Annotated in this window: 10 protein-coding genes; 5 read left to right on the top strand and 5 right to left on the bottom strand. The window is 60.4% G+C overall.

Annotated features, from left to right (window positions below; genetic code table 11):
• Window positions 1-536: 536 nt before the first annotated feature.
• The 3 genes from AAF555_08200 to AAF555_08190 are packed head-to-tail and all read right to left on the bottom strand — an operon-like array spanning window position 537 to window position 4,123.
• Window positions 537-1,154 carry a hypothetical protein gene (locus AAF555_08200; GenBank protein MEM6911553.1) on the bottom strand — a complete coding sequence of 206 codons (618 nt, stop codon included), beginning with the start codon at window positions 1,152-1,154 and terminating at the stop codon, window positions 537-539.
• Window positions 1,151-2,083 carry a sugar phosphate isomerase/epimerase gene (locus tag AAF555_08195; GenBank protein MEM6911552.1) on the bottom strand — a complete coding sequence of 311 codons (933 nt, stop codon included), beginning with the start codon at window positions 2,081-2,083 and terminating at the stop codon, window positions 1,151-1,153. Before AAF555_08195 ends, AAF555_08200 begins: the two co-directional genes overlap by 4 nt.
• A 42-nt stretch (window positions 2,084-2,125) precedes the next feature.
• Window positions 2,126-4,123 (bottom strand): ABC-F family ATP-binding cassette domain-containing protein, encoded by a 1,998-nt coding sequence (locus tag AAF555_08190; GenBank protein MEM6911551.1) that lies wholly within the window; start codon window positions 4,121-4,123, stop codon window positions 2,126-2,128.
• Window positions 4,124-4,363: 240 nt separating this feature from the next.
• Here AAF555_08190 and rpmJ point away from each other — a divergent pair, with 240 nt between their 5' ends.
• From rpmJ to rpsD, 4 genes are read left to right on the top strand one after another with little or no spacing between them, the layout of a single operon-like run.
• Complete coding sequence (gene rpmJ, locus AAF555_08185) at window positions 4,364-4,477, top strand: 50S ribosomal protein L36 (GenBank protein MEM6911550.1); 114 nt, start codon at window positions 4,364-4,366, stop codon at window positions 4,475-4,477.
• Between the two features lie 18 nt (window positions 4,478-4,495).
• Window positions 4,496-4,870 carry a 30S ribosomal protein S13 gene (gene rpsM / locus AAF555_08180; protein ID MEM6911549.1) on the top strand — a complete coding sequence of 125 codons (375 nt, stop codon included), beginning with the start codon at window positions 4,496-4,498 and terminating at the stop codon, window positions 4,868-4,870.
• Between the two features lie 13 nt (window positions 4,871-4,883).
• Complete coding sequence (gene rpsK / locus AAF555_08175; protein MEM6911548.1) at window positions 4,884-5,477, top strand: 30S ribosomal protein S11; 594 nt, start codon at window positions 4,884-4,886, stop codon at window positions 5,475-5,477.
• Window positions 5,478-5,497: 20 nt separating this feature from the next.
• Window positions 5,498-6,109, top strand: a complete 612-nt coding sequence (gene rpsD, locus AAF555_08170; GenBank protein MEM6911547.1) for a 30S ribosomal protein S4 — start codon at window positions 5,498-5,500, stop codon at window positions 6,107-6,109.
• A gap of 18 nt (window positions 6,110-6,127) precedes the next feature.
• Here the strand turns inward: rpsD and AAF555_08165 are convergent, their stop codons facing one another.
• Window positions 6,128-6,373 (bottom strand): hypothetical protein, encoded by a 246-nt coding sequence (locus AAF555_08165; GenBank protein ID MEM6911546.1) that lies wholly within the window; start codon window positions 6,371-6,373, stop codon window positions 6,128-6,130.
• A 168-nt stretch (window positions 6,374-6,541) separates the two neighbouring features.
• On the opposite strand from AAF555_08165, the gene AAF555_08160 reads away from it, so the two are divergent.
• A complete protein-coding gene (locus tag AAF555_08160; GenBank protein ID MEM6911545.1) occupies window positions 6,542-10,081 on the top strand; it encodes a DEAD/DEAH box helicase in 3,540 nt (1,179 codons plus the stop codon).
• Here the strand turns inward: AAF555_08160 and AAF555_08155 are convergent.
• Window positions 10,068-11,099 (bottom strand): stilbene synthase, encoded by a 1,032-nt coding sequence (locus AAF555_08155; GenBank protein ID MEM6911544.1) that lies wholly within the window; start codon window positions 11,097-11,099, stop codon window positions 10,068-10,070. The two genes, AAF555_08160 and AAF555_08155, sit on opposite strands and share 14 nt — an antisense overlap.
• Between the last annotated feature and the right edge of the window lie 3 nt (window positions 11,100-11,102).

The raw sequence follows: 11,102 nt of genomic DNA, 5'->3' as shown, positions 1-11,102 counted from the left end.
TGCCATTGATTTGGTCTATGCCGCTGAGCAGGTCTCGGTTACTCTCCCAAGTGTAGTCCCGGGTTGTGACGGCGTTGGTCTGGTCGCCGTTGATGTTGTGGCCTATGACGACTTTGTCGATCAGGCCGTAGCTGTCGGCTTTGCTGCTCGCTGTCATCGGGGAGGATGACTTTGGTGGTGAGGCCGGTGGCGATGTCGATCTCCATTTCGCTAATCCCGGTGCGGGCGTCGGTCATTTCGTCACGAGAGACCGGAGCGGATTCAGCAAGAGTCCGGTTGTGGTGAACTGTCCCTTATACCAAATCCAAGAAACCTTTGGACGATAGGATGTGATGGGGTTGGTAATTGAGGCAGCCTGTGGCTGCGGGAAGAGGCGGGGCGGGCGTCCTTTGGCTTCTGGCGGCGTTGGTCGGGTCAGGCAGGACCCCGGTCCAGCCTGACCACTCCCGCCTTGCCAGAACCCAAAAACCGCTCCGCTATCGTCCAAATCTTTCTTGGATTTGGTATTAGAGTTGATCTGCGAGTAGGGGATCTCTTCAGGGGAGGTCCTCTCCTTCAGCTTGGATCGATGGGTCTTCGGCTTCTTTGTCGCGCTGCTTGGCCTTCTTGCGCAGCCAGGATACCAGGACTGCCGCCAGGATGAGCACGCCGAGGCCGATCACGAGCGGGGCGGCTTCGCCTTCGAGGAGGCCTTGGCCGGTTTTCAGGAAGGCGAAGGCGTAGAGGGCTTGCGGGGGAATCGAGAGGAGGAGGTAGGGCCAGAATGGCACTCGCAGCACCCCCAGCACGATGTTCTGGAGAAAGAAGGGAATGCCGGGCGTGATGCGGAAGACCACGAGAAAGCGCAGGAGGTCGCCTTGGCTGAATTCAGGCAGTGTGATTTTCCGCCAGGCTAGCAATCGCAGCATAAGTTTTCTCCCCGGGTGGGCCGAGACGAAGTAGGCCCAGCTCATGCAGAGAGCCTCCGCTACCAGGATCAAGCTGTAGGCGGGTCCGAAGCCGAGTTGCGCGATCAGGAGCGGGCCGAAGAAGGCCAGGGTCAAGCTGATGGGGAGGGGAAGGGCTGGCAGGAGGCAAAAGGCCAGGAAGATGAGGGCGGGGGAGTCGCCCATCCCCGTCCAAAGCTCGCGGATGGTGTCGAGAAAAGGGTTCATGCGGCGGCCGCTCCGTGAAATTGGGCCCATTTGTGTTTCCAAGCCGGGAGAGCCGCTTGGATTTCTTCCTTCCGGCGGGTGGGGCTGAGTTCCCAGACCATGGGGGCGTCGGGTCGGATTTGGGGGAGGAGCACGTCGTAGTCGATATGGCCAGTGAGGGGCACGCGATGATCGCGGAGAGGCCAGCGGACGTCGTGGAGGTGACAGCCCACCAAGCGGTGGGCCACCTTGCCGAGCCACTGCTCATGGTTGAGGAGGGAGAGGTTGGCCTTGCGCTGGACGTGACCGAAGTCATGCCAGTAGCCGAGCCACGGGGAGTCGAACTCTTCCAGAAGCTGGATCATTTCCGGTTCGCTGGGGACGTCTTGGTAGTGGCTTCGGCTTTCAATGCCGAGTTGGACGCGATGTTCTTCGGCGTGGGGGAGGAGGAGTTCGAGCGCTTTGCGGGCGCGGTTGAGGTAGAGGGGGCTGAGCTGCTCGCGCTGTTTGATGAAGTCGAGCTTCTTCTTCACGAATTTGCGCGAGTTCAAGCGACCCCGCTGGACCATGGCCTCCAGCTCCTGGCTGAGCGCGGCCAAGGGAGTGCTGCCCATGTGGAGGACGATGTATTCGGCGTCGACTGAGGCCGCGAATTCGATGCTTTTGAAGGTGTGCTTGAGGGCGCGGTCCCGCTCGTAACGGTTCTTGCTCGTGAATTCATAGCAATCCGGCGCATCGATCATGACTTCGACCGGAGAGGGAATGAAGTTGTGGACTCCAGCGACTCGATAGAGCCCTTCCCGGTAGGCCTTTTCCACCCCGGGGAGGAGGGTGATGCGCATGCCGTGGCTGAGCTCGAGGGTGTCAAAGCCTAGCTCGAGGATTTCCTCGACCATGGGCTCGCCTTCTTGGTGGCGACCCGCATTCCAGCAGGTGGAAAAGGCGAGCATGGGGGGAGGGAGAAGGTTAGGTTTTGGATGGGGGAGTGGCTTTCACTCGGAAGGAGTCAGTTCGGCCTCCACGCGCTCGATCTCGCTGCTGAGACTGTCCCACTTGCTATAGAGCGTTTCCGTCTCTTGGGCCACTTCCTGATAGCGTTGAGCGAGGACTTTGCCTTCTTCTTGGCTCTCCCATTGGCTGGGGTCGTTCAGTCGTTGCATCACTTGGCCGCGCTGGCTTTCCAATTCCTCGATCCGTTTTTCGACTTGGGCGAATTCGTTCTCGAGCGGCTTGAGCTTGCTGGAGCGGAGTTGGCGGCGCTCGGCTTCCCGGCGTTTTTGTTCCTTGCGGCTCAGGCTCGTGGGGGGGTTGCCATTTTGGCTGACTGAGCTAGACGGGGCTGGCTGGGAGGCGCTGCGGCTGGTCCGTTCGGCCTCGCGCGCTTCGGTTTCTTTTTTTTCAAGGTAGTCGGAGACATTGCCTAAGAAGAGTCGAGGGGCGCGGCCGGGAGCGAATTCCAGGACTTTGTTGACGACGGGATCGAGGAAGGCGCGGTTGTGACTCACGATGGCGTAGCTGCCCGTGAAGTCCTGGAGGGCGGTCTGGAGGACTTCTTGAGAGCGCATGTCGAGGTGGTTGGTGGGCTCGTCCAAGATCAGGAAATTGCTGGGCTCCAGGAGCATTTTCGCGAGAGCCAGGCGCGAGCGTTCTCCGCCACTCAAGACGCTGACGCTCTTGAACACGTCATCTCCCCGAAAGAGAAACGCGCCCACGAGGGTGCGGGGGTTGACGGTGCTCCCGCGAGGCACGGACTGCTCAATGGTTTGGAGGACGCTCAGATGGGGGTCGAGGGAGTCGGCATGGTCCTGGGAGTAGTAGCCGATTTCGACTTTGTGCCCCGGTTTGCGCAGGCCAGCAGTGGGTGTCTCACGACCACTCAGCAAGCGGACGAAGGTCGATTTGCCAGCGCCGTTCACACCGACGATGGCGAGGCGGTCGCCTTTTTGGATCTCCATTTCGATGTCTTGGAAGACGGTGAGTTCGCCGTAGCGCTGGGTGACTTTTTCCAGTCGCACCATAACGTGGCCACTGGCGGGGGCCTCCGGAAAGCGGAAGCCAACCGAGCTTTCCTCTTCTTCGATTTCGATGCGCTCGATTTTCTCGAGCTGCTTGATGCGGGACTGGACCTGGGAGGCTTTGGTGGCCTTGGCTCGGAAGCGTCGGATGAAGTCCTCGGTTTTTTCGATCTCGCGTTGCTGCGCTTTGTAGGCTTGCAGGAGCTGTTCTTTGCGAGCGGCGCTTTCGCGGAGGAAGAAGGAGTAGTTGCCGGCGTATTCTTCGATCCGTCGGTTGAGGAAGGCGAAGGTCCGTGTGGTCAGCGAGTCCATGAAGGATTTGTCGTGAGAAATGAGGAGGATGGCCCCGGGGAAACTCACGAGGTAGCGCTCCAACCAGATCTGGGAATCGAGGTCGAGGTGGTTGGTGGGTTCGTCTAGGAGGAGGATGTCGGGGGCTTGCAGGAGGAGTTTGGCCAGGCCGATGCGCATTTGCCATCCCCCTGAGAATTCCGAGGTCGCGCGATCGAGGTCGCTGTGGCGGAAGCCGAGGCCAGTCAGGATGGTTTCGATTTGCGGTCGGACCTTGGCGAGATCGTAGCCGTCCAGTTGGAGTTGCAGCTCGCCCATGCGATGGAGGAGATCGTGGTAAGCGCTCGTCTTGGAGTCCAGCTCTTCCAGGTCCTGTCCCAGGACCTCGATTTTGGCCTCGATGTTTTTGACCGAAGCAAAAGCCGACTCGGCTTCCTGGTAGACCGACTTCTGAGCGAGCTGGATGCCTTCTTGCGGGAGGTAGCCGATGCGGAGGCCTTTCTTGGCGTGGAGCTTTCCGGAGTCGGGAGTGAGGGCCCCCGCCAGGATTTTCATGAGAGTCGATTTGCCCGCTCCATTGGCACCCGCGCAGGAAATCCGGTCGCCCGGCCGAATCACGAAGGAAAGGTCCTTCAATAACTCACGTCCGGAGAATTGAATGGAGACGGAATCGACAGCCAACATGTTGGGGCGACTGGAACCCTTGGCAGGAGGGCGGGCAAGAGCGAAATGGGAAGGAGGCTGGGGGCCCGGGACAGGGGGAGAAAAAAGGAGAAAACCCTCCTTGCGGCAAAGGTCTTTGGTGCTAGATACTCAGCCCTCCCGCGGCCAGCCGTCGTGGGAACTGTGTCTCAGGGCGGAGCGAACGAACGCAAAGCGGCGTTTTTCCGGGATGAGGCACCCCCAACCATCCCTGCATTTTCGATGAAAGTCAGATCTTCTGTAAAGCGCATGTGCGAATCCTGCCAAATCATTCGGCGGAAAGGAGTGGTGCGTGTGATTTGCAAGAACCCGCGCTGCAAACAGCGCCAAGGCTGACCTCTACCTCCTTCTCTCATGGCACGAATTCTTGGTAACGAAATCCCGAACGAAAAGCGCATCGAAGCGGCGCTGCCTTACATCTACGGTATCGGCCGAACGACGGCCGCTCGCATTCTGGCCCTGGCTAATGTCGATCCCGGGGTCCGAGCAGGGGAGCTGAGCGAGGACCAGATCTTGGCCATCACCAACGTCATCGGCGGCTCCGACATCCTGATTGAGGGCGATCTCCGGCGGGAGCAACAAGTGCACATGAAGCGCCTGCAATCGATCAACTGCTACCGGGGGATCCGCCACCGCCGCGGCCTTCCGGTTCGTGGGCAACGGACCTCAACCAACGCCCGCACTCGCAAAGGCAAACGCCGCACCGTGGGCGTGATCGCGAAGAAGTAATTTGGAAACGACCATGTCAGACGAACCAAAGAAACCCGAAGCCGAGGAAAAGGACGAGACGACCTCCGCCCCCGAAGCCGCCCCCGTGGCCGAGGCCACCGCAGAGACTCCAGAGGCTCCCGCCAAGCCGGCCGAGCCCGCTGCGGAGGAGACGGCCGCCGCTCGCAAGGCCGAGGAAGATAAGAAGAAGGATATTTTCCTGAGCCTTGACCCGGACGCCGCCAGCCAGCCGAAGATCCTCAAAGCCAAGAAGAGCAAAAACGTCCATACCGGGATTGTCCACGTCTTGGCGACTTTCAATAACACCCTCGTTTCGGTCACGGACGCCAATGGCAACTGCATTGGCTGGGCCAGCGCCGGCAAAATGGGCTTCAAAGGGTCTCGTAAGAGCACGGCTTATGCGGCTCAGGTGGTTTCTCAAGATGCTTGCCGTCAAGCCATGAGCCATGGCCTGAAAGAAGCTGAGGTCCGCGTGAAAGGACCGGGTTCGGGTCGCGAATCCGCGGTCCGCGCCGTCCAAGCGATCGGCATCGAAGTCACCGCCATCCGCGACGTCACTCCCATCCCCCACAACGGCTGCCGCCCGCCCAAGGCCCGGCGCGTCTAATCCCTTCCGCTTTCTTCACCATGGCACGTTACACCGGACCCAGAGAACGCATCAACCGTCGCTTCGGCATGGCTCTTTTCGGGCCTTCCAAGGCGCTCGAGCGCCGCAGCTACGGACCAGGCCAGCATGGCCTCCGCAACGCCCGCAAAAAGAACTCGGACTTCTCCCTTATGTTAGCGGAGAAACAAAAGCTTCGTTTCCAGTATGGCATCATGGAGAAGCAGTTTCGGAAGTATTACGAGACCGCTGCCAACACCCGTGGGGTGACCGGTGAAATCCTATTGCAACTTTTGGAAACCCGCCTGGACAATGTGGTCTTCCGGCTTGGCCTCGGGAACACCCGGCGGGCAGCTCGTCAATTTGTCGGTCACGGGCACATCTTGGTGGACGGCAAACGCGTCGACATCCCGTCCTACCAGGTGAAGCCCGGCCAGAACATCGCGGTGCGAGAAGCGGCCGGCTCCCAACAACTCGGGATGCGCCTCATGGATCAGTCCCAAGCTCGTCCGCAGGTGGATTGGTTGACCGTGGATCGCGAGAAATTGACGGCCAAGATGGCCCGCCTCCCCATTCGCGAGGACATCGATCCGATCGTGAATGAGCAGTTGATCGTGGAGTTTTACTCCCGCTGATCGGACCACCAGATTTTTTCAAGAAGCGCTGATCGACTCCAGTTCGGTCAGCGCTTTTTGGTAGCTGCATTGGGCGAAGTAGTGGCGGAGTTGCCCGGTGATTTCGCGCCCATGGGTCTGGACGAGCTGGTCGATCTCCTGCGAGATGGCGCCTAGGGCTTGCAGTTGCCCCTCGGGATCGCGTTCCCGAAGCTCCTGATCTCCGATGAGGGCAAGTCGCCTTCGAAGCGCTTTCGCCAGGATTTCTGCGGTTTCCTTCTGCATGATGAGCAGAGGGGTATTCGAGGATGGGGGAAGCTGCAATTTGAGAAGCCGGGCGGCAGCGAGAGTCCGCGATTTTTTCCATTCACCGTTTGCCACGAGGGAGCCGTCGATGCTAACGCTCTCCTTCCGCGTACGGGTGTCTCCTTCGCGGCGCGAGTTTGCCCTGCCATGAGTCCTGACCGAGCGACCCTCAACCTCCTGAATTCCTTTCCCCCCTCCGTTCGCAAAGAAGGCGAGTTTCTCCAAAAAGAGGGCGCGGTCGGGACCATCTTCGGGGACGGGCGCTTTGTTCAAGCCAAGGTCCAGTCCGATCAACTCTACCGGGTCAATCTCCGTTTGGAAGCGGGCCGCTGGGTTTGGGAGGTGGAGCCCGAGCTGCCACCGCACTCGGAAATCGCGGTCTGCGCGGCGATGTATGAACGGGTCGCGCGGGGAGAAGACCTTCCAGAATCTCCCAACGAAATCGGCGAGCAGGACCTCGGTCAGCTCTTGGAGGAAAAGCTTGATCGGCCGCTCCATGAACGGGAGGAGGCCTACGTGGAGAAGGTGGAAAAGCGCTATCGCCGCTACGAGCTGGATCAGGAGATTTTCGACAAGGACCTCGTCCGACTGAGCGCGAAGTGGGAGATCGCGAGCTATGACCCCTTGGACCTGTGGCCGACCGCGCCGGCTGACATCATCGAGTTCTGGAACTACGTGGCTTACGCTTTCGACAAAGCAAGGGTGCCGTTTCCGCCCTTCATGTCAGCCATCACCGACTTCGAGGCCACCAAGGACCGGATGGCGGCCTGGGAGCGGAAGAAGGACATCGATGAGTGGGAGGGAATCCGCTCGGCCGTCAATCGCCAGCCCAAGCCCCCCCGCTCCAAAAGATCCGTCCTGCGACTGATGGTGACGCCGGACGATGTCCGGGTCCTCTTGCAACAGGGAGAGGAGGCCGCCGCCTTTGTGGAGGTGGATCAGGAGAGCCAATTCACTGAATTGGATGAAGGCTGGGACAAGGGCCTGGTGCGCTTTGATGCGGCCTCCGAAATCATTTGGGCTTCGCTCAGTGAATATTGGCGAGAGAAGGGAGGCACCCGGGTCGACCTGAACTCGGCCGAGGGCGCCAGGCTTCTCAATCGACTTTGCTTGGAAGAGACGACCCTTCGTCACCTGGTCTCCTTAGACGAACGGCCGATCGAATTTGATCCGCGCCGCCTCCAGTGGGAATGCACCGAATCCCAGGAGCGCCCGGGATTTTATGGCTTGCAGCTTTCTCTGGATGACGGGGAGCCGCTCTACCACTCCGTCCGCCTGCTACCCGGACCGGAGACACTCTATCTGGCGGATGAGGTGGTCTTGCGCGGGCCGCGACCTTGGATGTGGGAGCATTCCGGTTCGACGGAGGTGGCGTCCTTCTACGAGGTCCCCCAAGAGATCATTGAGTCCGAAGATGGCTTGGAGTTCCTCGCGCGGGTTGGGGCGGACCTGCCAGAGGCGCTCCAAGCGCGGGTGCGAGAGGCGGAGCTGCGCTTGACCATCGCGGCGGAGCTGACGAAGGAACTGACCCGGGCCGAGAGTGAGCACGTCATGCTGCGTCTGTTGGCGGAAGAGCCTTCGGGTCGTCGCCGCGAAGTTTTGCGCAGAGACGGCTGGAGTGTCGAGCATTCGGAAGCGCCCGAGGGCGATGCCATCGCCCGCTACCAACGCGACCTGCTGGATGAGTTTCCGGAGCGCTTGCAGCCCCTCAATCCCACTTGGGACATGCCGAGCGATGGCTTCCGCGTGCGGGTGACCAAGGCCTTCCCGGAGAAGTTCTATGATTGGGCCAAGGCCCTTCCCGAAGGGATCGAGATCAAGGCAGATGAGAACCTGGAGACGCTCTTGGCCGATCCCATTTCCGCCAAGGTGAAATTCGAAGTCATCAACGAGGACATCGATTGGTTCGACCTCAAGATCGTGCTCGACGTGGAGGGCCTGGATATTTCCAAGGAGAAACTGCGGGCCTTGGTGGCGGCGCGGGGGGGCTTTGTCCGGCTGGAGGATGGGGGCTGGGTGCGCCTGGAAATCGCGCTCGATGAAGAACAGAAGGACATGATCAGTCGCCTGGGACTGGACGTCTACGATCTCTCTGAAGACACCCACCGCATGCACGTGCTGCAACTGGCTGACACCGGCGTGAAGGACGTGTTCGATCCCGGGACCTGGTCGCGGATTTGTGACCGGGCCTCGACCCTCAAGCTGAATATCAGCCCCGCAGTCCCGGGCGACTTGCAGGCCTCTCTTCGTCCTTACCAAGTGGAGGGCTATCATTTCCTGGCCTACCTCGCCACGAATCGCTTCGGCGGCATTTTGGCCGATGACATGGGACTCGGCAAAACCATCCAAAGTCTGACCTGGGTGCTTTGGCTGCGGGAGCAGTCGAAAGCGGCCACCCCGGCTCTGGTGGTTTGTCCCAAGTCCGTGCTGGATGTCTGGGCGGCTGAGGCGGGCAAGTTTGCCCCGGCCCTGAGGGTGCGCGTGCTCCGGGCGACCGACGATTTCAAAATCGAGGACGTGCAAGAGCAGAACGACCTTTTGGTGCTGAATTACGCGCAACTCCGGGGGCGCTCGACCGAGCTGAAAAAGCTCCGCTGGTTGGCGGTCATTTTGGACGAGGGACAGCAAATCAAGAATCCGGATTCGAAAGCCGCCAAGGCCGCCCGCGAGCTGAACGCGGACAATCGCTTGGTCCTGACCGGGACCCCCATTGAGAACCGACTGATGGACATGTGGAGCCTGATGTCCTTCGCCATGCCCGGCGTCCTGGGAAATCGCAACTACTTCAAAAAGCGTTTTGATCGTCGGAAAGATGCCACCGCGCAGGAGCGGCTTTCCGGTCGCTTGCGCCCCTTCCTCCTGCGGCGAACGAAAAAGGAAGTGGCCGTGGATCTCCCGCCTCGGACTGAGGAAGAAGTCTATGCCAAGATGGAAGGGGTCCAGGAGGAGCTCTACAAGCAGGAGCTGAAGCGCATTCAAGAGGAGATTCTGGGTGTCTCTGACAAGAAGGAACTCAAAAACAACAGCTTCGTGATCTTGCAGGGCTTGATGCGCCTGCGGCAGATCTGTTGTCACCCCGGGCTGGTCGATGGGGCCCACTTGGAAGAGGAAAGCGCCAAGCTGACGGCCCTCTTTTACCTCCTCGACCAACTGAAGGAAGAAGGTCACAAGGTGCTCGTTTTCAGTCAGTTCGTGAGCATGCTCGATATCATTCGGGACCGCTTGGAGGAGGAAGACCGGACCTTCCACTACCTCACCGGGCAGACCAAGGACCGCAAGAGCGTCATCGATGGCTTCCAAAAGAGCGAGGACCCTTCGGTCTTCCTGCTCTCGCTCAAGGCGGGGGGCTCGGGACTCAACCTGACCTCGGCTTCCTACGTTATTCTCTATGATCCGTGGTGGAACCCGGCCGTGGAGAACCAAGCCATCGACCGGACGCACCGGATCGGCCAGAAGAACAAGGTGATCGCCTACCGCCTGCTCATTCGCGACACCGTGGAGGAAAAAATCCGCTTCCTCCAGGCGCAGAAGCGGGAGTTGGTTCAGGGTGTCCTGGGCGATGAAGGCTTTGCCAGTTCCTTGGAGGAGCAGGACTTGCGCTTCCTCTTCCAATACAGCCCGGAGGATCTCGAAGAAGAGAAACCCAAGAAGCGGGGGGGGCGCCGTCGCCGCGTCACGCTCGATTGAGACTGACCGAGTGGCAAGCGAACCCGGCCCCGAACGAAGTCAACCAAAGGCTGTCCTCTGCGGGCGACGTGCTGAGGTAGTCTTCCAGCGCGAACAGAACCGACGGGCTGCTCATGTTCCCGTAATCTGACAGAACTTGTCGGGTGGCTCGGAGCGGCTGGGAACCCTGAAAGACGGAGTCCAAGGACTCGATGACATCGCGACCGCCTGAGTGCGCGATGACGGTCGGCTTTGGGGGCGCGGAGCTGGGCCGCCGTTGGAAGAGGGTGGCGACGGCTTGACCGGCCAGCGATGGCACGGAGCGATGCAGCTTGTTTTTGAGTTTGCCTTCCGCATTCACAAAACGGATTTTTTCCCGCTCCTTGGGCACGTGGAGCGTGTCGAAGTGAGAGGCCCGCCAGCCCTCTCCCTGGCCCTGCCAAAGCGAGGCCGAAGCGCCATCTCCAAAGAGGCAGAGACTGATGAGAACGCCGGGGTCGTCATCGATGTAAAAGGCAGCCGAGCAGATTTCCACTGGGACCACGGCCACCGTCGCCTTCGGATGAGCCGCGAGAAAGCCCGCCGCGGAGCGAAGAGCCGGGATGGCCGCCCCGCAGCCCAGTCCGACCAGATCTTGGAGGTAGGCATCCGCTCGCAGCCCGACCTTTTCCGCCAAATGGCTCGTGAGTCCTGGACAGAGATAGCCCGTGCAGGTGCAGACGAAGAGCGCATCGAGGTCGCTCGCTTGGAGCGAGGCCCCCGCCAAGGCCCGCGTGAGGGCTTGCCCGGCCAGGACCGGGGCGAGGACCTCAAAATCCTGATTGAGCTCTTGGGCACCTCGACCAAAGACGGTCGTGATCGGCTCGACCGCAAAGTGCCGCTTCTTGATCCCGCTCTCGCCGGTCAGCACCTTCTCCAAAAGATCCCGCGATCGGCCTCGAAGTCCCTCCAGGGTCCCGATGGACTGCATGAGATCCCAGCACTCTTTTTGGCTATAGGCGGTGGGGGGGATGGCGCTGGCTATGGATTTCAGAAACATGCA

It is taken from the genome of Verrucomicrobiota bacterium (genome assembly GCA_039027815.1).
Taxonomy (GTDB): domain Bacteria; phylum Verrucomicrobiota; class Verrucomicrobiia; order Verrucomicrobiales; family JBCCJK01; genus JBCCJK01.
Note: the sequence above shows the minus strand (reverse complement) of the source record. Positions and strands in the feature narration are given on the sequence as shown.